The sequence below is a fragment of the Haladaptatus sp. HS23 genome (assembly GCF_056892285.1).
The window spans coordinates 132058-154044 of sequence record NZ_JBXGLH010000001.1 but is presented as its reverse complement, the minus strand read 5'-3'; the positions used below and the strand labels follow the sequence as shown (position 1 = coordinate 154044).

Here is a 21987-nt window from a genome sequence, read left to right as displayed (position 1 = left end):
TCGTCGGAGATGTGCCGGTTACGCGTCGTTTGCTCTCGTTCGAAACGTTGACATACTAAAGTTCTATGACAGATGTATCCGCTGGGGAGATGGGTCGTCGTACTTCCTCCCGTCATCGCTCTCGGTGCGACTATCGAACCGTTTCGGACGTTCACATCAAGTGATGCTTAGTACGAATCAATTTCGACGACACGACGATTCCAGCGGTCGTTATGACGTAATCCGTTTTCCGCCGACGAACGTTTATGCTTCCCTTCTCGGGGATTATCCCGGAAGGATGCCTATAACAAAATGTCAATAGTGGTGTAGATATGGACGGCTCATGAAGGAATTTACGAACGATAGTTCGGAAAGTCAGACGAGTCGGCGAACGTTCCTGCAAGCCGGAACCGCCGCGGCCGCAGCGGCGACGCTCGGCTTTTCGGCGACGGGGCTCGGAAGCGCACAATCGACGGATACGTACAAGATCCGCGAAGGAACGGAGGACGAAACGGAGGTCGTCGTCATCGACTCGGGGTCGTCCGGTCCGACTGCCGTCGTCGTCGGGGGAATGCACGGCAACGAAGCGGCCGGTTACAAGGCCGCCGCGAAGATGCGGGATTGGTCGATAGACGAGGGGAAACTCGTCCTGATACCGAGGTCGAACCCGACCGCTATCGAGGACGACACCTACACGACCGACGACGGAAACCTCAACAGGCAGTTTCCGCCGGGGGAGGAGCCGAAAACGCCGCTCGCACGCGCGATTTGGGGCGTCATCACCGACCACGACGCCTACGTCGTGTTCAACCTACACAGCTCCAAGGGCATCTACAAGAAGGACGTCGGTCCCGAGGGGGTCGGGCAGGCCATCTACCCCACGACGATAGACGATACGCCGAAGAAGGCGACGCAGGCCGCGGAGTATATGAACGAGAATCACCTCGGCGACCGGGAGGATTACTACAAATTCAAGCGCGGTAATCTGATAGACGGCGACCGGCCGCTGTTGATTCACAAGGTGAACTCGGACCTGAAGAAACCGGGATTCATCGTCGAAACGACGCGCTACGAAACGTCGTTGGAAACGCGTGTCGATTGGGAACTCGAAATCGTGGAGTACCTCCTCAGCCAGTACTCCATCGACCGCACCTCGGGCGATTCCTCGGACGGGTCTAGCGACGGGTCGTCCGACGATGGTAGTTCGGGCGACGACTCGTCCGGCAACGACTCGAACGACGGCTCGTCCGGTGATGGTTCCGGTGGCGACTCCTCGGACGGTTCCTCGGGCGACGATTCATCGAGCGACGGTTCCTCCGACGACGGAAGCTCCGGCGATGGCTCGTCGGACGGTGGTGATTCCAGTGATGGCTCCTCCGACGACGGAGGATCGGACGACTCCGCCGCGAGCGACCGTGAACGAATCGAACAGTACCTCGAAGAGAACGAGAACGCCGACTGGGCGACCCTCGTGCGACAGTTCCTCGACTGATACCGTCCGACGGACGTCCGGTCGCGGACGCGGGCAGTACCGATTTCGTCCACCACCTCGTTTTCCGGGTATGCAGAGCGACGTTCGAGTCGAGCGCGGACCGACCGGCCGACATATCGCCGTCGCACGACCGACCGCCGCCCCGCCGGAACGCGTCTGGTCGGTGCTGACCGATACGACCGAGTGGCCGACGTGGGGGCCGTCCGTCACCGATGTCGAGTGCGTTGACCGCGTGATTCGAGTCGGATCCACGGGACGGGTTCGGACGCCGCTCGGGGTCTGGGTTCCCTTCGAAATCACGACCTGCGAGGCGTTTCGGTGGACGTGGACCGTCGCGGGCGTTCCGGCGACCGGCCATCGCGTCGAAGCGCTCGAAACCATCGACCGTCTCGCCACCGAAGAGTTATAACCGAAGACGGGAGCAGTTCGGCGTATTCGATGGCCATCACCGTCCACCCTTCCGTTCACTTTCACTCCGCTGGCATAACCCTCTTTGCCGCCCGACACCAACGCGGAACAAATGGATGCGAGAGGGCTGTTGGCCCGCGAGGAGTTCGATTTCGCCCCCGAGACGGTCGAAATCGAGGACGAAGCGACGTTGGACCTCCTCGAACCCGCGGTGCGCGAGTGGTGGGCCGAACAGTTCGGCGCGTTCGTCCCGGAGAACGGCGGCTTTTTCACGCCGCCACAGCGCGAGGCCATTCCGCTGATTCACGGCCACGACAACGCCCTCATCGCGTCACCGACGGGGAGCGGAAAGACGCTCGCGTCGTTCACCGCGATTCTCAACGAACTGTTTCGGCGGGAACAGGAGACGGGATTGGAGAACTCGGTGTACTGCCTGTACGTCTCGCCGCTGAAATCGCTGGCCAACGACATCCATCGCAACCTCGAACTGCCGCTGTCGGGAATACGGGAGCGGATGGACGACGTGAGCGAGGTTCGCCACGCCATCCGACACGGGGATACGGACAAGACGGCGCGACAGAAGATGTTGAAGGAGACGCCGCACATCCTCAACACGACTCCCGAGACGTTGGCAATCCTGCTCAACTCGCCGAAGTTCCGCGACAAACTCCGGAGCGTCGAGTACGTCATCGTGGACGAAATCCACAGCCTCGCGGACGGAAAGCGCGGAACCCACCTGTCGGTCAGCCTCGAACGCCTCGAAACCATCGCCGACGCCTCGCCGACGAGAATCGGGTGTTCCGCGACGGTCGAACCGCTCTCGGACATCGCGGAGTTCCTCGTCGGCAGGGCGGAACCCGGCGGGGAGAGTCGCCCCTACGAAATCGTGGACACGCGATTCGTCCGGGAGTTCGACCTCGAACTGCTGTGTCCGACCGACGACCTCGTTCACACGCCGCGGGCCGTCGTGCAGGAGCGGTTTTACGACCAGTTACACGACCTGATCGGGGAGCACACGAACACGCTCGTCTTCACGAACACCCGCTCCGGGGCCGAGCGAGTCCTCCAGAACCTCCGCGAGAAGTTCGCCGACTACGACGAGGAGAACTCCGGGTGTCACCACGGCAGTCTCTCGAAGGAGTCGCGCCAGCACATCGAGGAGCGCCTGAAGAACGGCGAGGTGGACGTGGTGACGACGTCGACCAGCCTCGAACTCGGCATCGACATGCCCCACGTGGATTTGGTCGTGCAGGTCGGGTCGCCGAAGAGCGTCGCGTCCCTGCTCCAGCGCGTCGGACGGGCCGGCCACCGCCTCGGTCAAACCGTCACCGGCCGTGTCATCGCGCTCGACCGGGACGAACTGGTGGAGTGTGCAGTCATGCTGAAGAAGGCCGAGGAGGGCTTCGTGGACCGCGTGTTCGTCCCCGAGAACGCACAGGACGTGGCGGCCCAGCAGGTGTACGGGATGGCGATAAACGAAGTTCGCCCGGCGGAAGACGTGAAGGCGACGCTCCGGCGGGCCTACCCCTACCGGAACTACTCGGATTCGGCGTGGGCCTCCCTCCTCCGGTATCTCACCGCGGATTACGACGGGATGGAGGACAGAAACGTCTACGCCAAGGTGTGGCACGACGAGAACGACCCGCCCGACGGGGAGTACCATTACCCCGATTTCCCCGTCGGCGAACCGTTGATGGGAAAACGCGGACGGTTGGCCCGCGTCATCTACATGACCAACATCGGGACAATTCCCGACTCGTTCACCTGCGACGTGTTCACCCGCGCGGACAACGAGTGGGTCGGTGACTTGGACGAGAGTTACCTCGACACGTTGGAGAAGGGCGACGTGTTCGTCCTCGGCGGGCAACACTTCGAGTACCGCTACCGGCGCGGGTCGAAGGTGTACGCGGACCGGACGAGCGCACGCCCGACGGTGCCGTCGTGGTTCTCCGAGCGTCTGCCGCTCTCCTACGATTTGGGGCGGGAAATCTCCGCGTTTCAGGGCGAACTCCTCTCGCGCCTGACCGACCGCGGGAAACCGGCGGTCCGAGTGTGGCTTCGGGAGTTCCCGCTGGACGAGAACAGCGTCCGGGCCATCGCGCGGATGTTCGACGAACAGGTCCGCTACGCCGGGGAAGGGAGCGTCAGTACGGCCGAGCGACTCACAGTCGAAATCGAAATGGACCGCGACGAGTACGAGCGTCGCTATTACGTCCACTCGAACTACGGCCGACAGTTCAACGACGGCCTCTCGCGGGTCGTCGCCTATCGCTGTGCGCAGGCGGCCAACACGAACGTCGGCGTCGCCGTCGCGGACAACGGCTTTACCGTCTCGATGCCGCTCAACCGCAAGGTGGACGTTCCCGGAATTCTCGCCGATATCCACCCGAAAGATGTCCGGGAGGATTTGCGCGCCGCGCTCTCGGAGACGGACCTCCTCCAGCGTTACTTCCGCATCAACGCGACACGCTCGCTGATGATACTGAAACGCTACAAGGGCTACGAGAAGTCTGCCAGCGAACAGCAGGTATCCAGCGAGATGCTGCTCGGGTTCGCGGACGAACTGGACGAGTTCGCCGTCATGGAGGAGACGTACCGCGAAATCGTGGAGGACAAACTCGCGCTCGAACCGGTCGAAGAAATCCTCGCGAAGATACGGGACGGTGACATCGAAGTCGTGCAACACCGCGTCGAGTCGCCGACGCCGCGAGCGTTCGGACTGGCGACGCTGATGGCGAGCGACGTGGTGCTGGCCGAGGACGAGAGCGCGGTGTTACAGGAGTTCCACGAGCGCGTCATGGACTCCATTTCGGACGGGAACCCTACCGCCTCGAACTGATTCTGAATCGGACGACACAATTTGAAATAACGGAATATTTTTGTGTTTCAACTATAATATCTATTGAAAATCGAAAGGATTAATTCTTGGGGTTACTTGGCTGTGCGTACCAATGGCACAGACAGATCCACGCAAACGACTCCTGCTTTTCGTTCTCGCGCTCGTCGGAACGGCGATTATCGCGGGTGTACCGACTCCAAGTGGCCTCTCCGTTCGGGGGCAGTTCGCGTTCGCCACGATGTTCTTCGCGGGTTTCCTCTGGGTCACGGGGGCGCTCCCGCTGGCAGTGACGGCGCTGTCGATACCCGTCCTCCTCACGATATTCGGCGTGTACGCCGACCTCGACGCGGCGCTCACGGGATTCGCGGACCACCTCATCTTCCTGTTCATCGCCGGGTTCATGCTGGCGAACGCGCTCCAGAAGTACGACATCGACCGGCGAATCGCCCTCTGGTTGATGTCGGTGATGGGGTCGTCGCCGCGTCGTCTCGTCCTCGCGGTTATGCTGGCGACGGCGTTCCTCTCGATGTGGGTGTCGAACACGGCGACGGCGGCGATGATGACGCCCATCGCGCTGGGCGTCCTCTCGCAAGTGCTGGGCCGGGAAACGGTCGAAGCGGCGAAGACGACGGACACCGCCGACGCGGGCGATTCGTCGCCCGCTCCCGACGGTGGGACAGTCGTCGCGGACGACGAAGCGTTCACGAACCTCCACGTCTCGATGCTCCTCGGAACCGCCTACGCGGCCAGCGTCGGCGGCGTCGGGACGCTCATCGGAACGCCGCCGAACGCGGTGTTGGCCTCGCAACTGAACGAGATTTTGGGCTACGAAATCGGCTTCGCCCAGTGGCTGCTCATCGGCATCCCGATAGTCGTCATCACCCTTCCGCTCGTCTGGTACGTCCTCACGTATCTCCTCTACCCGCCGCAAATCGACGACGTGAGCGACGCACGCGAGATGGCCCGCCAGTACCTCGAAGAGGAAGGGGAGTTGAGTCCGCGCGGAAAACGCGTCGCGCTCATCTTCACCGGCACCGCTCTCCTGTGGGTGGTCGGCGGATTGGGCGATTTCATCGGCCCGTACCTCCCGTCCGCGTGGGCGGTCACGCTGTTCGGCGGCGAAGGAACGAGCGTCTTCGGTATCGACGGTCATCAGGGAATGCTCTACTACGTCGTCGTCGGCCTGCTTTCGGTTCCGGCACTCGTGCTGGCGGACACGATGGAGTGGGACGATTTGGTGGACATCGACTGGGGAACCATCCTCCTGTTCGGCGGGGGTATCGCGCTCGCGGACGCGCTGGCGACCACCGGCGCGACGAAGTGGATAGCCGACTCCGTGTTCACGTCGCTCACCGGCGCGCCCATCGTCCTCGTCGTGGGAATCGTCGTCCTCCTCGTCATCTTCCTGACGGAGATGACCTCGAACACCGCGACGGCGACCATCATCGTTCCCATCCTCATCAGCATCGGGAGCGTCTTCGCGGCCACGCTCGGCCTCACCGATGTCGCCGCCGCCGTCTTCCTCTCCGTCTCCGGGGCCATCGCCGCGAGTTTCGCCTTCGCGCTCCCCGTCGCCACGCCGCCGAACGCCATCGTCTTCGGGAGCGGGTACCTGAAACAGGAACAGATGATGCGTGCCGGCGTCGTGTTGAACCTGATAATGACCGTCGTCCTCACCGGCCTCATCTGGCTGCTGTTCCAGTTCGTCTGGCCGCACGTCCTCTGGTGACGGCATCGCCGGTCCGGTTCGTGTTCAGTCCGGTCGCACTAGCGGCGTCCCCAACGCGTTCGGAACGACTACCACGTCGCTAGGACGCCCACTCGACCATCCGGTCGTAGAGCGGCGAGGAGCGAAGCGCCCGCTCGTCGCCGACGAGGACGAGCGACTTTTTCGCACGGGTAAGCGCGACGTTCACCCGGCGGTAGTCGTCGAATATTGGACTGTCCAAGTCGCCCGTGGCGACGAACGAAACGATGATGACCTCCTTGCTCGACCCTTGGAACCGGTCCACCGTATCGACCGCGACGGCGTCGGGGACGCGCCGGGAAATCTCGGCGACCTGTGCACGGAAAGGTGCGATGACGCCGATATCCTCGCGGGCGACGCCCGCCTCCACGAACCGGGAGACGAGTTCGGTGACGCGTTCGGCTTCGATCGGATTCGTATTGCCCGCGGTCTTCCCATCGGGGTCGACGAAGGCGACGCCGGGACGGAGTTCGGGCGGCAGGGAGTCGGTGTCGACCGTCGGCAGGTCGTCTATCTTCTGGGCCGCGACGTCGCCGCTCGCCGGGCGAAGCGCGCCGTCGTAAAACTCGCGGGAGGAGAACGCCTGAATCCGTTGGGCCATTCGATACTGGCGGTCCAACATGACGGACGCGTCGGGGTACAGTTCCACGAGGCGCTGGAACAGGGATTGAGAGAGGTCGCCCCCCACGGCGTCACCGTCCGTGCTCTCTTCGGAGTCCGACTCCGCGTCGGTCGCTTGGACGACCGGCGGCAGTTGGTGGTGGTCGCCGACGAGGACGAACCGCTCGGCGAGGTTGATGGCCGCCTGTGTCGCGGGTTCGGTCAACTGCGAGGCCTCGTCCACCAGCGCCACGTCGAACGCCTGTTCGCGCATGATTCGGGAGCCACAGGTCGCTGTCGTGGCGGCGACGACGCTCGCCCCTTCGAGTTCCGCGACGCGAGCGCCGGGATCGCCGCTTCTCTCCAAGCGAACGTCCTGCATGTCCTCGCGGACGCCGCTTTCGGTGCCGACGCGGAGTACATAATCGGACGCAGTCCGATTGCCAGCGGAGCTTTGCTCCGCGCTGTTCTCACATCCTTGGTCCCGCAGTGCCTCCAGCGCGTTGTCCACCGCGCGGTTCGTGAACGCCGACAGGAGGACGCGGTTGCCGTCATCGACGAGCGCCCGGATGGTCCGCGCGATAGTGTAAGTCTTCCCGGTCCCGGGCGGGCCGTGGATGAGCGCACAGTCCTTCGCGTTCACCGCGAGGTTGACCGACGCGTTCTGCGCGTCGTTGTTCTCGATGAACGTCCGCTCCTCCGACTCGAACTCGGGTTCCTGCCGTCCGAACAGCACGTCCTTCCGTCGCTGGTCGCCCTTGAGCAGGGCATCGTGGAGCGCGGTCAACATTCCGTCGGCGGAGAACTCCGAGGGATACACGTCCAATCGCCGGAGTTCGACCGGTTCGTCCGTCGTGACGACGATTTCGTCGCCAAGCTTCTGGACCCGTGCCAGTTCCGCGTGGCCGCTGACGGGGTTGCCCTTGCTGGCGAGGATGACGTCTCCCTCCCGAATCTTCGATACCGCGTCGTCGGTTCGGCGAGCGCGGAGTTCCCAGCGCCCGCCCTCGATTTGTGTCTGTCCCGCCGGTTCCAAGCCGATGAGCGCCCGGTCGTCGTCCGCCCGTTCTCGGGCCGTCTGCTCCCACAGTTTGGCGTACTCGCGGTGGGTCGCCCGGCGTTCCCGTTCAATCTGCTCGTACTTCTCGCGGAAGTATTCACGCTCTTCTTCCGGAATCGGCCGTCCGATTTGGCCCGCCTTCGACTCCTGGTTCAGGCGACCCGAGACGACCATGCAGGTGTCCTTCTCGAAGCAGTACTCGCACTTGGCGTTCGCCTCGTACCCCGTCGGTACGTCCATGTCGAACTCCGCCGCGGCGATTTCGTTGCGCGTCCTGACGACGAATTCGAGGAGACCCTTTCCGATGGAGAACTCCTTCGCGGGCGAGAGGTCGCCGGTCTCCTCGGCGCGGTCCAGCGCCGAGTTCTTCGTGTAGAGTAAGGTTCCCGTGTCCGCCGGGACGCCGCGCTCCTGCAGGAGGAGAGCGTAACAGGCCGCCTGAATCTTGTCCTGAAAGCGCGGGTCGCGGTTCGTGTTCTTCCCCGTCTTCAGTTCGACCGGCATTCCGCGCCGGAGCGCGTCACAGCGCCCCTTGATGCCGAACTGCTCGCTGATGAGCGTGTACTCGCTTCGCCAGTCGTCCGTGTCGTCGAGGACGCCCTGTTCCAACCAGCCTTCGATGGCGCGGGCGTTCTGGCGCACCTCGCCCGCCACCTCGTCCGCCTCGCGTCCGAGCAGGCCCAGTTGCAGGCCGACCTCCTCCACGCGCTCCTCGATAGAGTCGTCTAAGTCGCGGCCGCGGAGCAGGTCGCCGAACACCTCGTGGACGATGGTCCCCTTCACGACGGGGTAGTTAAGCGGAATTGCGGACAGTTTGTTCAGGTAGTACATCCGCGGACACTGCACCCACGAGCGGACGTCGGTCACGTTCACGAGGAACGAGGGTTCGACCACGACGTAGGACTCCTTCCCCGTCGCATACGTCGTCTCACCGTCGTACTCGGACTCCTCGGCGTCCGTCACCAGCAGTTCCATCCCTCGTTCGAGGTACTCTACGGTTTCCGTCCACTTTCCCCACAGCGTCACCGTTTTCGGGGCGTCGTCGTCCGGTTGCACGCGTACCTCCGCAAGGTCACGCTCCCCGTACTGCGTACTCACGGTTCGCGCCTCGCCCGGTTCGGTGACCGTCCCCCGTACATTCACGGAACGTTCGTACCCGCTCTCACGGAAAAATACTGTCGATTACTCCGCGAACCAACTCCTCCCCCGACCGCCCCACGCGAGGAAGATGGCCGCTAAAATGCAGGCAAACCATACTGGCGACGCCCCCATTCTCCTGCGCGAGGAGCGAAACACGGGCCACGGCGTCGGCAAGCCGAGGGAGATGGTCGTTCGGGAGAAGTTGGACGAGTGGACGTTCGTCTTCGAGCAGTTGAACGTCGAATAGCGACGCAACACCGTCGAACCCTTCGACAGAAGATGGGGTGTGACGGAAAAGCCAGGTGCGTGTCCGGGTCGGCGTGAGCGTGGGGAGTGAGATATGCGGACGGGTCAAACTTCCCGCATTATCCTTTTCACGTGTTCTCGCGATACCGATACGTCGTGTGTCCGCTCGGCGTGCTGTTGGACGATTTCGATCAACTCGGATTCGTTCTCGGAGCGGATGAGGAACTCACACCCCTCGAATCCGGCGTGAATACAGCTTACTTCCCTGACCATCGGCTCGGACTACGTCAAATGAGAAGATAGGGATTGTCCCATTCGCGTGTGTCACCTTCCGCCGCGAGCGACGGCGCTGCAGCGGGACTCCCGAACGGGATTACTCGGCGGCGACCGCGTCCCGAAGTCCCTTTTTGGTGAAGTTCTCCAACAGCACGGATTCTGACTTGTAGGTCTCGTAGACCGTCTCAGCCCACGTACGCGCGTCGGGGGAGTTCGTATCGATGAAGGCATCGAGGGCGCGAGACTCCGGGTTGCGAACGGCGATGCCGATTCGGTCATCGAAGAGCGCGAGCCCGAACGGAAGGGAGTCGTGGAGCCGAATCGTGAGGTGGCCGCTCACACAGACCTCGACACAGCGTTCCGGATACCTGTCCATGACATCCTCGACGACCGGGACGGGGTCGATGAGGTCCGTCTCCATGCCGTCGAGGATGCGTTCCTGAACCACGTCCATGTAGGTCGGAGCGATGGTCCACGTGTCGAACCCGCGGAGCGTAGTCGTCTCCTCCACGAGCGAAACGTATCGCATCATCGGAGCGTGCGGGTCGCCGTGAGCGGGACTCGTGACGGCGGCGTCGCCGAACGCGGCGAGAGGGACGGGAGAACTGGTACCGTCCATGGCTTCGAGTACCGGTGCGAGTCGAAAAGCCGTCGTGACCTCGGTCTTGAAGCGAGCGGTCGATACCGCAACCTGCCGTCCGAGTTCCGTCGGATGAAACTCGCCGTCGACACGGTCGATGAGACCCCTGTCACCGAGCCATCTCGTGAATCGGTGACTCGTGGCCCGCGAGATACCGAGTTCGTCCTCCAGTTCCCGTCTATCGAGTGTGCGTTCGTGTAGCGCTTCCAGCATCGGCGCTCGTCTGAGGAGTTCGAGAAAACCGTCGGGGTCCGACGGTGGGCCGGTGTTCATGAACGGGATACGCCCGGTGTAGCGATAACCCTATCTCGGGCATCTCACCGGGTGAGACGCTCTCATCCGGCGATAAAATGTCAGGAGTCGATTATAGGACCGATCGCGGCGTAGCCCGAAACGTTCGTCGGGAACGGCGAACACGGACACGGGAAACACCGAGGTGTCACAAAATCATGACGACGGGAAAGCAATCGATGGATAGAACGGTCCGATATGGGGTCGACAGTGAGGCATTCGCGGAGTTCGTGGACTACGCGGAAGCGAACCCGGACGACGTGCAATTCGAACTGAGCGCGAAGGGACATTGGGAAGGACGGGCGTTCCACACCCTCTCGAAGATCGGTCCCTACTCGCTCGGCGGGCAGACGATAGAGCGCGAAACACGGGACTATACGTTTCCGTTCGGCGCTCACAAGGAGGTCGAAGCGGCGATGGGCTTCGTCGATCCGGACGACCGTCCCGAGGTAATCGAAACCGCGTTGGCGGCGCTGAGCGGGTGTCTCAATCACGTAATCTCGCTCCATCTCGCATCCGAGGGCCTCGACGTCGAAACCCTCGAAACGACGGTTCGAATTCCTTGGAACCCGTTCGTCGCCCTCGATATCGACGACACGGAAACCGAGGACGGGACGCTCCGGGACCAGTTCGGCGACTTATCGATCGAGGTGCGGGTGGGCGGTGAGAACGTCACCGAGGAAACCATCCAACGCGTGGCGAGCGCTGCACGTCAGTCGGCGGTTTACAACCTCATCTCGCTGGCCCATCCGGCGGAGCCGATAGTCGAGAAGACGTCGGTCGAACCGACCGCCGACTGAGGGGACGACCGGACCCGTTCCGGTTCGACGAACACGTCCGCTGTTTTCGCCGGTCATCGTTGCAGACAGTTCTTCGGCCACTTCGTCGATGGAGGTACTCGATACGGCCATCGATGTCGTTATTCTCGCAGATACGCAACCACGTCGTCCGGGTCCGCCGACAGGCCGCCGCCCTGCGCGAACGTCGGACTGCCGCCACCGCCGCCACCGAACTCCGCCGTTACCTCGTCCACCACGTCGCCCGCTTCGACGTCGCCGTCGGTGCCGACGACGAGGAAGGTAGCACCGTCTTTCCCGGTCAGGGCAATCACGTCCGCCGTCTCGCCCGCGAGTTCGCGCACCGTGTCACCGAGTTCGTTCGGGCCGACGCCCTCCACCGCGCCGACGAGCCATTCGTTGCCGTTTCGGGCGACTGTCTCGTCCGCGAGTTCCTCGATGGTCGCACCGAGGAGTTGCGACTTCGCGTCCGCCAACTCGGCTTCCAACGCGTCGAGTTCGTCCGTGAGGCGGGCCACCTCGTCAGGCAAGTCTTCGACTCCCGTACCGGCGATTCGCGCGGCGTCGAGCGCGTTCCGTTTGTGCTCCGCCCGCATGCGGATGGCCGGCGGCCCCACCGCGAACTCCACGCGCGTCATGCCTTCGCCGGGGTTCGACCGGTCGAGTATCGTCACCGGCCCGATTTCGCGGGTGTTCTCGACGTGCGTGCCGCCGCAGGCCGCCACGTCCCACCCGTCGATGTCCACGACGCGAACCGTGTCCGACCCGCTCAACACGCCCTCTTCCGTCTTCGTGTTGAACGCGATGTCCTCGCGTGCCAACGCGTCCTCCTTCGGGACCTCCTCCCACGAGACGGCCATCGAATCCCACACCGCGCGGTTCGTCAGGCGTTCGAGTTCCGTCAGCACGTCGTCGTCGATGTCCGTCGAGGTCTGGAAATCGACGCGCACCTTCTCCTCGCCGATGTCGAACCCCCCGTAGCCGAGGTCGTCCAGTATCAGCCGTCCCGCACCGTAGAGGACGTGGCTCGCCGTATGCGACCGCATGCAGTAGGTGCGAAACTCCTTGTCTACCTGTCCGACGATTTCGTCGCCCTCCTCCAACTCGGGCTCGATTTCGAGCGTGTGAACGACGTCGCCGTCGCGCTTCTGTACGTCCACGACGGAAATCCCCCCGAGGGTGCCCCGGTCGGCCGGTTGGCCGCCGCTCTCGGCGTAGAAGTACGTGTCGGTGAGAACGACGTCCGTCCCGTCGATTGCCGCAACCGTCGCGTCGAAACTCGTCCGATATGGCTCTGCTGGCGCGCGGGTCATACCCCGTTCTCCGAAACGGGCGGACAAAAACGCTACGCCGACTCGGAGAGCGTAACGCCGAGACGGTCTTCGAGCGCTTCGATGACCGACCCGCCGACGCTCGCGCGGTTCGCCCGGTTCTGCTCGACTGCGAGGAGGTCGTTCTCCTGAACCCCGAGTTCGTCGGCGAGTTCGCCGCGCTGGAGGCCTTTCTCCTGTCGCGCGTCGATGACGCGCTCTCCGTAGTCCGAGACGAGGTACGGGAGCGGGTCGCTGTCGTAACTCGTTCCTTCCTCCTCCCAGTGACGCGCATCGCCCTTTCGGGCGTCGTCCATCCTCGCCGTCCGTTGGGCCGCCCTGCGCCGTCGGTCCTGCTCGCTCATGGCGTTCCCGTCGTTGCCGCCCTTCGATTTCGTCGGTTGGGCGGCGTCGTTGTGGCTCGCACAGCTGTCACAGACCTGCAACGTCGCGCCCGCGACGCTCGCTTCGGTCAGCGAGTCGGACGCCTTCCCGCAGAGTTCACAGGAACCGCCGCCGTCACCGCCGGACGAGTTCCCCGTCGAATATTTTGCCATACCCCCGTTAGGAAGGGGCTACATTTCAATATCGCGTTTGTTTATCGGAGCAAAGTCCGCCCGAACGCTTATCCTCGGCGTCGTCGTGTTCGTCTCGGGGGAACTCGGATGTTAAGCGCACGAAACAGACTCGACGGGGAGGTAGTGGACGTGGAAACCGGCGACGTGACCGCCGAAGTGGTGCTCGACGTGAACGGCGAGGAAGTCGCGGCCGTCATCACCCGCGAATCGGCGGAGAACTTGGAAATCGAGGAGGGGATGGAGCTGACCGCGGTGATCAAGGCGACCGACGTGATGCTCCGGTCGGATTGAACGAGGCGAAACCCATTTTTCGAGATGCCGACGGCAACACCTTGAACGGGACGTGATCACCGCTCCATTTCACCGGCGATTCGTTCGACGGCGCGAACGAACCGCCAGAACAGATAGAGTCCGAGGAGCGGAATGACGATGCCGAACCACGAGAGGAAGCGCCCGGCGAGGAGGACGCTGTACAGGAGCGTGAGAACCGCGACGACGACGATGCCCAGACGACGTACGATTCTTTGGACTCGGAAGACATGTTTGTTTGCAGTAGTAGAACTGATGAATACATGTCTGTCGCCCATCCGTTCCTCGGGCTGCTCGCATCGAACCGAGGAACGTGACCCGTTCGGGTCGGAACCGACAGATGGTTTAACCGCTTTCCGTTACGAGTTTCATGGACGAATTCGGCTACACGACGGACATCGAGGTGCGCTATCGCGACCTCGATACGATGGGCCACGTGAACAACGCGGTGTACGCGACGTACCTCGAACAAGCGCGAATGGACTACTTCCGGGACCACCTCGGTCTCACGATGGACGACGTCCGGGGCGTCATCGCACACCTCGAAATCGACTATCATCGCTCGATAACCGCCGCGGACGACGTAACCATCGGGATGGGCATCACCGAACTCGGGAACACCAGTTTCACTATGGAATACGAGATTCGCACCGGGGACGAAGTGGCCGCTACCGCCGAAATCGTACAAGTCGTATTCGACGGGGAGACGGACGAACCCACCGAGATTCCGAGCGAATGGCGCGACCGAATCACCACGCATGAAGGGCTCTAACCGACGAACCGGAACCGACTTTTACCCGAAACCGCCTCTCCGTCGTCGGCGAACTGACTCGCCACCAGACCCGAGGATACGCGTATATTCGACTCTAACCGTCGAGCGTTCCGTGTAGAAGACCCCGCCTTGGCTGGTGAATATTGTTTCAGTAGAATTGTGCGTGGGTGATGTCCTCGAAGGAGATCACCTGCATCGTGTTCGGCGGTGAAACCGCCTCACGTATTCGCGGCGAAGCCGCGTAAGCGATGCGTGGGACCGGATTTGAACCGGCGGACCCCTACGGGACAGCGCCCTCAACGCTGCGCCGTTGGCCTAGCTTGGCTACCCACGCTCGCTGTGTCTGTCTGCACTCAATCGTAGATGGTGGGATAATAAAAGGCCTTTCATTTGCCGCGGCGGAGGCAGGCGTTCGCACGGACATGACAAGGTGCGTCCAATACGCTAATTATTCGCGGATACCATCCTGAACTGATGTCGCTTGGCCTCATCTCCCGCCTGAAAAACACGCGTGTCGACTACGTTTGCCCGGAGTGTGCCCGTGCGTTCAACCTGCCGTTCGATCGATGTCCCGCCTGCGAATGCGACCGACTCTACAAAATCGTGAAGTAACTTGTTTACTGACGGGGCGTCAAGGCGAAGCATGGAAACCTCCGTTCGCAACAACGTTCCGGCCCTGACCGCGCTCCTGAGCGTCGTCTCGCTTGCGCTCGTGTTCGGTGCCGTGTTAGGCGTCGTCCCAGAGGACGCGATTCCGCGCGCCCCCGCTTGGTTTTTGGAAGCGATTCCCCACCTCAACGCCATCATCAGCGTCGCCGCAATCACCATCATCGGTACCGCGTGGCACGCGATTCAACACGGCCACCTCGTGCGCCACCGCGCCGGAATGTTGACCGGACTCGTCTTGTTCGTCTGCTTCCTGGCACTCTACCTCTACCGCGTCTCGTTGGAAGGTCCGACCGAATTTCCCGGGCCGAAAACCGTAAAACAATACCTTTACCTGCCGATTTTAGCGATTCACATGGTCCTCGCGATGGTGTGCATCCCCCTGCTGTACTACGTGTTGTTGCTCGCGCTTTCCCGCCCGGTACGCGACCTCCCGAAGACGAACCACCCCCGCGTCGGACGCATCGCGGCGTCGCTGTGGCTCACCTCCTTCGCGCTCGGCGTGGTGGTCTACGCGTTGTTGTACGTGGTGTACTGATTCACTTAACCTCCCAATTCCACTGTCTCAAGCTTTGTGTATCCGAAATATCCAGTTCTAGCCGCACGTTATTTCCCGCCCGGAGCCGTACGTTTCATCCCATGCCAATACCGGGATACGACCCGGACGATTTGGACGAATTGCTCGCGGAGCGACTCGAAGCACTCGACGGAGAGGCCTCCCTGACACCCCGCCAGTGGCGCGAATACGAGAACGGAGCGAACCTGCTCGACGTGCTGAACGATGCGGATATCGAGCGGTTGTTACACGAAGAATAACGTCGCACGAACGAGTTCGGTAGCGGACGCCGTTAGTCGCTCGGACGAACCCCCGAAACGTGAAATCGGTCACAGAACAGCTCTGCAAGCCGTGGGAAAGCGGCGATTCCGATGGCCGCCGCAACCACGGAAACCGCGACGGATACGAGCGGCAATCCCAACGTGTCCGCCACCGTTCCGCCGCTGTACGTCACTGCGGCGAAGAAAGCGTTGAAGTAGGCGACTCGGAAGAGCAGTAGGGCGGGAGCCAACGATACCCAGCCTCGCGTCTCCGTCGCCAGCGGCGGGAGCCATCCGCCGCGAATCAGGGCGGCCACGATAACCATCGTCGTCCACGCGACCAACGCGGAGGTTTTCAGGCCGAAAAACCGGTTCGGAGTGGCGACGCTCACGAAAAAGAGGGAGGGGATGAGCGGAACCGAAACGTCCGCAAAGGCATACACGACATCGTCGAGAAACCGCCCGAAGCCGCTCTTTTCGGTCGTCGCTATCTGTCCATGACCGAACCAACCTCCCCGCCGCTTGCTACGGGCGGCACGCGTCGCGCGACAGGGGTGGTCGTCCCTGCCGGACGAGTTCGGCATAGAACGCGAAATTACACGCGGAGCATGGTAAAACTACGGTCCGTACCGGGAAATCAGTCGCTTGCGCCCTCGATGACCGGACGCGTCACGTCGCGGTCCGTTTCCTCGCCGTCGATGTCGTAGGGATAGTCGCCCGTGACACAGCCGAGACAGAGTTCGGATTGGGAAACCGAAAGCGCCTCGGCGATGGCCTCCTTCGAGAGGTAGCCGAGGCTGTCGGCGGAAATCGCCTCCCGAATATCCTCGACGGACTTGTCGGAGGCGATGAGTTCCTCGCGGGTGGCCATGTTGATGCCCATGTAGCAGGGGGCGACGATGGGCGGCGCGCCGATTCGCATGTGGACCTCCTCCGCTCCGCAGTCCTTGAGGAGTCGGACGAGTTGTGTGGAGGTAGTTCCCCGGACGATGCTATCGTCGATGATGGTAACGGTTCGACCCTCGACGGTGGATTTGATGGGGTTGAGTTTGAGGCGGACCGCCCGTTCGCGCTCGCCCTGCGTCGGCATGATGAACGTCCGGCCGACGTAGCGGTTCTTCATCAGCCCTTCCGCGAACTCCACGTCGGACCCGTCTTCCTGTGCGGCCTCCGCGTATCCCGACGCGAACGCACGGCCGGAGTCGGGGACGGGCATCACGACGTCGCTCTCGATGCCGCTCTCCTTCCAGAGTTTGCGCCCCAACTCGCGTCGAACTTCGTAGACGAGGTTGCCGTCGATGACGCTATCCGGGCGGGCGAAGTAGACGTGTTCGAAAAAGCAGTGGGCGGGTTCGTCGCGTTCGACGAGCTGGTAGGTGTCGTAGCCGGCCCCGTCCGGTCGGAGGACGACGAGTTCGCCGGGTCGCACGTCACGGACGAGTTCGCCGTCGATGGTGTCGATGGCCGAGGATTCGGAGGCCAGCACGTAGCCGTCCTCGACTTCGCCGATGACGAGCGGGCGGTTGCCCTCCGGGTCGCGCACGCCGAGGACCGTCTCGTCGTGCATGATGGCGAGCGAGTAGGAGCCGTGAATTCGGTTCATCGTCCGTTTGACCGCGCGAACGAGGTCCTCTTCGAGGAGGTTGCGCGCGAGGTCGTGGGCGATGACTTCCGTATCGCCGTCGGACGTGAACGCGTGGCCCTTCCCGGCGAGTTCGTCGCGAATCTCCTCGGAGTTGACGAGGTTGCCGTTGTGTGACAGCGCGAGCGACCCGCTCTTGAACGAGACGGTGAATGGCTGGGCACAGCTCTTGTCCACGCTTCCGGCGGTCGGATAGCGGACGTGGCCGATACCGGCGCTTCCCTTCAGGCCGTCGATGTCCTCCTTGCTGAAGGCGTCCCCGACGAGGCCCATCGAAACGTGGTCGTGTTGTTGGAAGCCGTCGTGTGTTACGATGCCTGCCGACTCCTGCCCGCGGTGCTGGAGGGCGTACAGCGAGTAGTAGAGTGGGCGTGCCGCGTCCCGACCCTCGAGTGACGCGCCGACGACGCCACATTTCTCGGTCGGTCCGCCGAGGTCTCCGTCCCGGCCACATGACATAGCTGTCCGTAGCGCGGGACGGTAGTAAAAACCCTCGTTATCGTGCCGAATTCTCCTGCCATCTTCGTAGAAATATGCATGCCCATGTATATCGGGGATTTGAAATAGCCGACGGCTGGTCGAAAGGGAAGTGTCGAGAGGTAGAAAATCCGTAGCCGGCGCTTAGTTGTCGCCCGCTCGACTCTGCCACTCGTAGTCGCGCCGTTTGCTCGATTTACCGAAGCCGCACGACGAGCAAACGCCTTTTCTCACGTGATAGGATTTTTCGCCGCAACGGCGGCATTTCACGTGCGTCGTTTTGTTCTTCTTACCCTGGCTTGGAGTTCCTGCACCAGTCATGGAGTGATCGAAACGACGTTATCGCCGCGTATAATGGTTGTGTCTTCGTCTTCGATGACGAGGTTCATGTGCTGGTCGTAGCCGGTCAGCGTGCCGGTGTACTCTTCCCCACCTTTCAACTGCACGGTCACCGCCGAGTTCAGCGACGCTTCGAGAACGTCGAGTGGTCGTCCGCTCATATCAACAAACCCAGTGTTTGTGCTGATAAACGTACCGGAACGATAGTCGAGTGATTCCGTTCAGATGTCAACTGCGAATCCGTCTCGGTCGCTCGATTGCGCCGCGAACTCCGCGAGGAGGTCCGCGGACGCGTCCAAGTCGTCCGTGTCGATGACTTCGACGGGCGTGTGCATGTACCGGTTCGGCAGTCCGAGGTTGAGCGACGGCGTGCCGCCACGAGCAGTGAAGAAGGCGTCGGCGTCCGTTCCGGTGTAGATGCCCGCCGCCTGCAACTGAACAGGAATCCCGGCCTCCTCCGCCGCCGCACGCACCGCCGCGACGACTTCAGGGTGGTTCGCGCTGCCGCGGGCGACCACGGGGCCGCCGCCGAGGTCGATGGTGAGGTCGGAAAAGCGTTCCTCGCCGTCCACGTCGGGGCTGTCCATGGCGTGCGTCACGTCGATGGCGACGATGGCGTCCGGGTCGAGGTCGAAGCCGACCATTTTCGCACCTTGCAGACCGACTTCTTCCTGCACCGTACTCACGGCGTACACCGTCGCGTCGACGTCCCGTTCGGCCGCGCGGCGGAGCGCCTCGGCGGCGACCCACGTTCCGACGCGGTTGTCGATTCCCGGCCCGGCCAGTCGCGTTCCCTGAAGGTCCTCGATGGTCGCCGTGTACGTTATCGGGTCGCCCACGTCGACCAGTTCGGCCGCCTCCTCCTCGCTCTTGACGCCGATGTCCACGTGCTGTTCGACGATGTCCTCGAACTCGTCTTCAGCGGTGTCGCGCAGGTGAATCGCCCGCTGGCCGACGACCCCGTTGACGGTGCCGTCGTCGGTGTGAATCACGACCTGTTGCCCCTTGGTTACGGTGCGGTCCGTCCCGCCGATGCGGTCGATTCGGATGAAGCCGTCCTCGTCGATTCCGGCGACGATGAGGCCTATCTGGTCGGCGTGGCCCGCGAACGCGATTTCGGGGCCGTCGCCCTCCACGACGGCGACGGCGTTCCCGTACTCGTCGGTTCGAACCTCGTCGGCGAACTCGGACACGTAGTCGACCCAGACGCGCTGGCCCGGTACTTCGAACCCGGACGGACTGGGCGTCGTCAGCAACGTCTTCAAAAACGTGCGTCGGTTCTCGTCCATAATCGTACTGGTGCCGTCGTGTCTCTTCAAACTCCCGAAGATGACGATTTGATATCTGATTTTCGATATTTACACCCAGAATGCATAAGAGGACGAACGTTGAGTGGGTGTGCATGGGGTTTCTGGAACTGCACCTTCACGAGCCGAACTTCACGCTCAACGCGGGCGAAAAGGAATCGACCGCCGGATTCGGTCGGGGAAAGCTAAAACCGGGACATAAACACGGGAAGCACGGCAAACACGGGAAGCACGGCAAACACGACGAACCGGGCGAACGCGAGGAGGAACCGCCGTCCATCGCCGGAAAACTCGGACCGCTCCTCGTCCTCGTCCTCGTCGTCGCGCTGGCAAAGCGGATGAGACAACGGCGGGAGTGAATGGTCAGAAGGATTTTGTCGGCGTGAGTCCAACATAGCGATGTGAATCTCTATCGTAGCGTCCGTGCCGTCACCGGTGCGTCCGGCAGCGGCCCCATCGACTGGACCGCGGTGGCCGACGCGGCGAAGGCGGCGACGGACCCCGGGTCGATAGACCTCTCTCCGGCGGAACAGACCGGCTACGCGACCGACGTCCGCGACGCCCGAACCCGCGTTCGGGAGGTGTCCGGCGTCTCCTTCGACGTTCCCAGTACCGTCGAAATACAGAACCGGCACCACTGGATAGACGCGAACATCGCCACCTTCGAGCGCGTGATGGAACCCATCGAGGAGTACGGACCGGACGTGCTCCCGGGCGTCGCCCGCGTCCTCAACACCGGGACGATGTCGTTCATGCTCGCCCTCCTCGGCAATAACGTCCTCGGGCAGTACGACCCGCTCCTGCTCGCCGAGGGCGACGACCACGCGCTGTACTTCGTCCACCCGAACATCAGCCGTATCGCGGAGCAATTAGAGGTGGACCCCGCTCGCTTCCGCCGCTGGATAGCCTTCCACGAAGTGACCCACGCCGCGGAGTTCGGCGCGGCACCGTGGCTCTCCGACCACCTCGAACGCGAGATGGAAACGGGAATCGAGGCGCTCGCCCACGGCGAGGTGGACCGGAAGGCGTTCAAGCAACTCGACACGGCGATGACGGCCGTCGAGGGCTACGCGGAACTCCTCATGGACGAGGCGTTCGACGACGAGTACGCCGACCTCCGCGAAAAGATAGAGGCGCGACGAAGGGGAATGAACCCGCTGTCGAAACTCGTCCGGCGCATGCTCGGGTTGGGCATGAAACGGCGACAGTACGAGCGCGGCAAGGACTTCTTCCAACACGTCGTCTCGGCGCGCGACGTGAAAACGGCGACCCGCGTCTGGGAAGGTCCGGACATGTTGCCGACCGACGACGAACTCGACCACCCCGAACGCTGGTTGGCCCGCGTGTAATCGGCGAGTCGCCCGCGTGAACGACGCTGTTTTACTCCCACTCCTCGTGTAGAATCGTCCCCGTATCGACGGTGGTCGCCGTCTCGACGTATCGCGACGTACAGACGTTCGCCAGCGCCAGCGTCGGCGTCCAGTCCCATCCGCTCGCACGGCCGAACGTCAGTCCCCCGGAGAACCGGTCGCCCGCGCCCGTCGTCCGTTCGACTGTCGAAACGGTACGGTTGGGGACGGAATACGTCCCCTCGCGAGTCGCCGCAATCGCCCGTTCCTTGCCGTGGAACACGACCGCAGAGACGCCCGCCTCGTCCCGAATCCGTTCGAGCGAATCGGAGTTCGGTTCGTTTCCGTTCGTGGCCGCTCCATCCGCGTTCGTTTCTTCAGTATTCGTCTCTGCTCCGTCCGTCCCATCGGACCCACCGACCGCATCGCGGAGTCTGGCCAGTTCGCCGTCGTTCACGCTCAAAACGACCTCGAAGCCGTCATCGAGGTCGGAGAGCGCCGAGAAGTAGTCCGCCATCGTCTCGCTTGCCATATCCGTCAAATCGCCGGGGTCGAGGACGAACGCGCCACCGTCGTCGCCCCCGTTTCCGGCGAGCGACCGTATCACGTCGAGGAGGGCCGGAAACGACGCGATGTTTCCACAGCACGCCCCGTCGGCGTCGCGTATCGGGGCGAAGTCCCCGCCCATCGCGGTTCGCAGTTCGTCCGCCGTCCAGTCACGAATCTCGTCCGACTCCGTCGCAAAGAGGAGACCGTCGTCCCCTAGTTCTAACACGGACACGGCCGCCGGGTCGCCCATCGAGACTGTCCGAAACGGGAGGTCTTCGAACAGCGGGTCGTCTAAATGACCGTACAGTTCGGCGTGGCCACCCAACGCGTGGACCTGTATGGCCATGTTCACGGACTG

General features: G+C 62.8%; 24 protein-coding genes and 1 tRNA gene. 12 read left to right on the top strand and 13 right to left on the bottom strand.

What is annotated here, in order from left to right; all coding sequences use genetic code 11:
* The first annotated feature begins 322 nt into the window (after positions 1-322).
* From AC1XDK_RS00805 to AC1XDK_RS00790, 4 genes are all read left to right on the top strand, one after another.
* Positions 323-1471: a M14 family metallopeptidase gene (locus AC1XDK_RS00805; RefSeq protein WP_483347877.1), complete on the top strand. Its 1149-nt coding sequence runs from the start codon at positions 323-325 to the stop codon at positions 1469-1471.
* 70 nt (positions 1472-1541) lie between these two features.
* Positions 1542-1880, top strand: coding sequence for an SRPBCC family protein (locus AC1XDK_RS00800; protein WP_483347876.1), 339 nt, complete (start codon positions 1542-1544; stop codon positions 1878-1880).
* 111 nt (positions 1881-1991) lie between these two features.
* The gene (locus AC1XDK_RS00795; RefSeq protein WP_483347875.1) at positions 1992-4718 is read left to right on the top strand and encodes an ATP-dependent helicase; all 2727 of its coding nucleotides are present in this window, start codon (positions 1992-1994) and stop codon (positions 4716-4718) included.
* 112 nt (positions 4719-4830) lie between these two features.
* On the top strand, positions 4831-6447 hold the full coding sequence (locus AC1XDK_RS00790; protein ID WP_483347874.1) for an SLC13 family permease: 1617 nt from the start codon (positions 4831-4833) through the stop codon (positions 6445-6447).
* Positions 6448-6526: 79 nt separating this feature from the next.
* Here AC1XDK_RS00790 and AC1XDK_RS00785 read toward each other — a convergent pair whose 3' ends face one another.
* Positions 6527-9268: an AAA domain-containing protein gene (locus tag AC1XDK_RS00785; protein WP_483347873.1), complete on the bottom strand. Its 2742-nt coding sequence runs from the start codon at positions 9266-9268 to the stop codon at positions 6527-6529.
* Positions 9269-9365: 97 nt separating this feature from the next.
* Between AC1XDK_RS00785 and AC1XDK_RS00780 the strand changes: the two genes are divergently transcribed.
* Positions 9366-9512, top strand: coding sequence for a hypothetical protein (locus AC1XDK_RS00780; RefSeq protein ID WP_483347872.1), 147 nt, complete (start codon positions 9366-9368; stop codon positions 9510-9512).
* Positions 9513-9616: 104 nt separating this feature from the next.
* On the opposite strand, the gene AC1XDK_RS00775 is transcribed toward AC1XDK_RS00780, so the two are convergent.
* Complete coding sequence (locus AC1XDK_RS00775; RefSeq protein ID WP_483347871.1) at positions 9617-9784, bottom strand: DUF1059 domain-containing protein; 168 nt, start codon at positions 9782-9784, stop codon at positions 9617-9619.
* 100 nt (positions 9785-9884) lie between these two features.
* Positions 9885-10700, bottom strand: coding sequence for a helix-turn-helix transcriptional regulator (locus tag AC1XDK_RS00770; protein ID WP_483347870.1), 816 nt, complete (start codon positions 10698-10700; stop codon positions 9885-9887).
* A gap of 176 nt (positions 10701-10876) precedes the next feature.
* Here AC1XDK_RS00770 and AC1XDK_RS00765 point away from each other — a divergent pair, with 176 nt between their 5' ends.
* A complete protein-coding gene (locus AC1XDK_RS00765; protein ID WP_483347869.1) occupies positions 10877-11518 on the top strand; it encodes an OsmC family protein in 642 nt (213 codons plus the stop codon).
* A gap of 119 nt (positions 11519-11637) precedes the next feature.
* Here the strand turns inward: AC1XDK_RS00765 and AC1XDK_RS00760 are convergent, their stop codons facing one another.
* Positions 11638-12828 carry an alanyl-tRNA editing protein gene (locus AC1XDK_RS00760; protein WP_483347868.1) on the bottom strand — a complete coding sequence of 397 codons (1191 nt, stop codon included), beginning with the start codon at positions 12826-12828 and terminating at the stop codon, positions 11638-11640.
* A gap of 32 nt (positions 12829-12860) precedes the next feature.
* The gene (locus AC1XDK_RS00755; RefSeq protein WP_483347867.1) at positions 12861-13382 is read right to left on the bottom strand and encodes a helix-turn-helix domain-containing protein; all 522 of its coding nucleotides are present in this window, start codon (positions 13380-13382) and stop codon (positions 12861-12863) included.
* Between the two features lie 108 nt (positions 13383-13490).
* On the opposite strand from AC1XDK_RS00755, the gene AC1XDK_RS00750 reads away from it, so the two are divergent.
* Complete coding sequence (locus tag AC1XDK_RS00750; RefSeq protein ID WP_483347866.1) at positions 13491-13694, top strand: TOBE domain-containing protein; 204 nt, start codon at positions 13491-13493, stop codon at positions 13692-13694.
* A 56-nt stretch (positions 13695-13750) separates the two neighbouring features.
* Here AC1XDK_RS00750 and AC1XDK_RS00745 read toward each other — a convergent pair whose 3' ends face one another.
* Positions 13751-13990, bottom strand: a complete 240-nt coding sequence (locus AC1XDK_RS00745) for a DUF8066 domain-containing protein (protein WP_483347865.1) — start codon at positions 13988-13990, stop codon at positions 13751-13753.
* Between the two features lie 92 nt (positions 13991-14082).
* On the opposite strand from AC1XDK_RS00745, the gene AC1XDK_RS00740 reads away from it, so the two are divergent.
* Positions 14083-14484 (top strand): acyl-CoA thioesterase, encoded by a 402-nt coding sequence (locus AC1XDK_RS00740; protein ID WP_483347864.1) that lies wholly within the window; start codon positions 14083-14085, stop codon positions 14482-14484.
* A 249-nt stretch (positions 14485-14733) separates the two neighbouring features.
* Here AC1XDK_RS00740 and AC1XDK_RS00735 read toward each other — a convergent pair.
* Positions 14734-14818: transfer RNA gene (locus AC1XDK_RS00735), tRNA-Leu, on the bottom strand.
* 309 nt (positions 14819-15127) lie between these two features.
* Between AC1XDK_RS00735 and AC1XDK_RS00730 the strand changes: the two genes are divergently transcribed.
* Together AC1XDK_RS00730 and AC1XDK_RS00725 are read left to right on the top strand one after the other, a co-directional pair.
* A complete protein-coding gene (locus tag AC1XDK_RS00730) occupies positions 15128-15688 on the top strand; it encodes a DUF420 domain-containing protein (protein ID WP_483347863.1) in 561 nt (186 codons plus the stop codon).
* Between the two features lie 101 nt (positions 15689-15789).
* A complete protein-coding gene (locus AC1XDK_RS00725) occupies positions 15790-15966 on the top strand; it encodes a DUF8027 family protein (RefSeq protein ID WP_483347862.1) in 177 nt (58 codons plus the stop codon).
* Positions 15967-15998: 32 nt separating this feature from the next.
* On the opposite strand, the gene AC1XDK_RS00720 is transcribed toward AC1XDK_RS00725, so the two are convergent.
* From AC1XDK_RS00720 to AC1XDK_RS00700, 5 genes are all read right to left on the bottom strand, one after another.
* Positions 15999-16550, bottom strand: coding sequence for a DUF8215 family protein (locus tag AC1XDK_RS00720; RefSeq protein ID WP_483347861.1), 552 nt, complete (start codon positions 16548-16550; stop codon positions 15999-16001).
* 53 nt (positions 16551-16603) lie between these two features.
* The gene (gene purF / locus AC1XDK_RS00715; RefSeq protein WP_483347860.1) at positions 16604-18067 is read right to left on the bottom strand and encodes an amidophosphoribosyltransferase; all 1464 of its coding nucleotides are present in this window, start codon (positions 18065-18067) and stop codon (positions 16604-16606) included.
* 162 nt (positions 18068-18229) lie between these two features.
* On the bottom strand, positions 18230-18406 hold the full coding sequence (locus AC1XDK_RS00710) for a 50S ribosomal protein L37e (RefSeq protein ID WP_082837985.1): 177 nt from the start codon (positions 18404-18406) through the stop codon (positions 18230-18232).
* Positions 18403-18585, bottom strand: coding sequence for an LSM domain-containing protein (locus AC1XDK_RS00705; RefSeq protein WP_007977665.1), 183 nt, complete (start codon positions 18583-18585; stop codon positions 18403-18405). The genes AC1XDK_RS00710 and AC1XDK_RS00705 overlap by 4 nt, the downstream gene beginning before the upstream one ends.
* 60 nt (positions 18586-18645) lie before the next feature.
* Positions 18646-19713: a M20/M25/M40 family metallo-hydrolase gene (locus AC1XDK_RS00700; RefSeq protein WP_483347859.1), complete on the bottom strand. Its 1068-nt coding sequence runs from the start codon at positions 19711-19713 to the stop codon at positions 18646-18648.
* Positions 19714-19826: 113 nt separating this feature from the next.
* Here AC1XDK_RS00700 and AC1XDK_RS00695 point away from each other — a divergent pair, with 113 nt between their 5' ends.
* Positions 19827-20090, top strand: coding sequence for a hypothetical protein (locus tag AC1XDK_RS00695; protein WP_483347858.1), 264 nt, complete (start codon positions 19827-19829; stop codon positions 20088-20090).
* 42 nt (positions 20091-20132) lie between these two features.
* Positions 20133-21080 (top strand): zinc-dependent metalloprotease, encoded by a 948-nt coding sequence (locus AC1XDK_RS00690; protein WP_483347857.1) that lies wholly within the window; start codon positions 20133-20135, stop codon positions 21078-21080.
* Between the two features lie 31 nt (positions 21081-21111).
* On the opposite strand, the gene AC1XDK_RS00685 is transcribed toward AC1XDK_RS00690, so the two are convergent.
* Entirely contained in the window at positions 21112-21975 is an 864-nt protein-coding gene (locus tag AC1XDK_RS00685) for a PfkB family carbohydrate kinase (protein WP_483347856.1), read from the bottom strand.
* Between the last annotated feature and the right edge of the window lie 12 nt (positions 21976-21987).

Bases quoted from the DNA above. Each gene is read 5' to 3' on its own strand.
- AC1XDK_RS00745 (WP_483347865.1), bottom strand. From the start codon at position 13,990: ATGGGCGACAGACATGTATTCATCAGTTCTACTACTGCAAACAAACAT.
- AC1XDK_RS00760 (WP_483347868.1), bottom strand. From the start codon at position 12,828: ATGACCCGCGCGCCAGCAGAGCCATATCGGACGAGTTTCGACGCGACG.
- AC1XDK_RS00775 (WP_483347871.1), bottom strand. From the start codon at position 9,784: ATGGTCAGGGAAGTAAGCTGTATTCACGCCGGATTCGAGGGGTGTGAG.
- AC1XDK_RS00770 (WP_483347870.1), bottom strand. From the start codon at position 10,700: ATGAACACCGGCCCACCGTCGGACCCCGACGGTTTTCTCGAACTCCTC.
- AC1XDK_RS00720 (WP_483347861.1), bottom strand. From the start codon at position 16,550: ATGCCGAACTCGTCCGGCAGGGACGACCACCCCTGTCGCGCGACGCGT.
- AC1XDK_RS00805 (WP_483347877.1), top strand. From the start codon at position 323: ATGAAGGAATTTACGAACGATAGTTCGGAAAGTCAGACGAGTCGGCGA.
- purF (WP_483347860.1), bottom strand. From the start codon at position 18,067: ATGTCATGTGGCCGGGACGGAGACCTCGGCGGACCGACCGAGAAATGT.
- AC1XDK_RS00790 (WP_483347874.1), top strand. From the start codon at position 4,831: ATGGCACAGACAGATCCACGCAAACGACTCCTGCTTTTCGTTCTCGCG.
- AC1XDK_RS00800 (WP_483347876.1), top strand. From the start codon at position 1,542: ATGCAGAGCGACGTTCGAGTCGAGCGCGGACCGACCGGCCGACATATC.
- AC1XDK_RS00685 (WP_483347856.1), bottom strand. From the start codon at position 21,975: ATGGCCATACAGGTCCACGCGTTGGGTGGCCACGCCGAACTGTACGGT.
- AC1XDK_RS00750 (WP_483347866.1), top strand. From the start codon at position 13,491: ATGTTAAGCGCACGAAACAGACTCGACGGGGAGGTAGTGGACGTGGAA.
- AC1XDK_RS00705 (WP_007977665.1), bottom strand. From the start codon at position 18,585: ATGAGCGGACGACCACTCGACGTTCTCGAAGCGTCGCTGAACTCGGCG.
- AC1XDK_RS00780 (WP_483347872.1), top strand. From the start codon at position 9,366: ATGCAGGCAAACCATACTGGCGACGCCCCCATTCTCCTGCGCGAGGAG.
- AC1XDK_RS00700 (WP_483347859.1), bottom strand. From the start codon at position 19,713: ATGGACGAGAACCGACGCACGTTTTTGAAGACGTTGCTGACGACGCCC.
- AC1XDK_RS00755 (WP_483347867.1), bottom strand. From the start codon at position 13,382: ATGGCAAAATATTCGACGGGGAACTCGTCCGGCGGTGACGGCGGCGGT.
- AC1XDK_RS00695 (WP_483347858.1), top strand. From the start codon at position 19,827: ATGGGGTTTCTGGAACTGCACCTTCACGAGCCGAACTTCACGCTCAAC.
- AC1XDK_RS00725 (WP_483347862.1), top strand. From the start codon at position 15,790: ATGCCAATACCGGGATACGACCCGGACGATTTGGACGAATTGCTCGCG.
- AC1XDK_RS00795 (WP_483347875.1), top strand. From the start codon at position 1,992: ATGGATGCGAGAGGGCTGTTGGCCCGCGAGGAGTTCGATTTCGCCCCC.
- AC1XDK_RS00765 (WP_483347869.1), top strand. From the start codon at position 10,877: ATGACGACGGGAAAGCAATCGATGGATAGAACGGTCCGATATGGGGTC.
- AC1XDK_RS00740 (WP_483347864.1), top strand. From the start codon at position 14,083: ATGGACGAATTCGGCTACACGACGGACATCGAGGTGCGCTATCGCGAC.
- AC1XDK_RS00730 (WP_483347863.1), top strand. From the start codon at position 15,128: ATGGAAACCTCCGTTCGCAACAACGTTCCGGCCCTGACCGCGCTCCTG.
- AC1XDK_RS00710 (WP_082837985.1), bottom strand. From the start codon at position 18,406: ATGACTGGTGCAGGAACTCCAAGCCAGGGTAAGAAGAACAAAACGACG.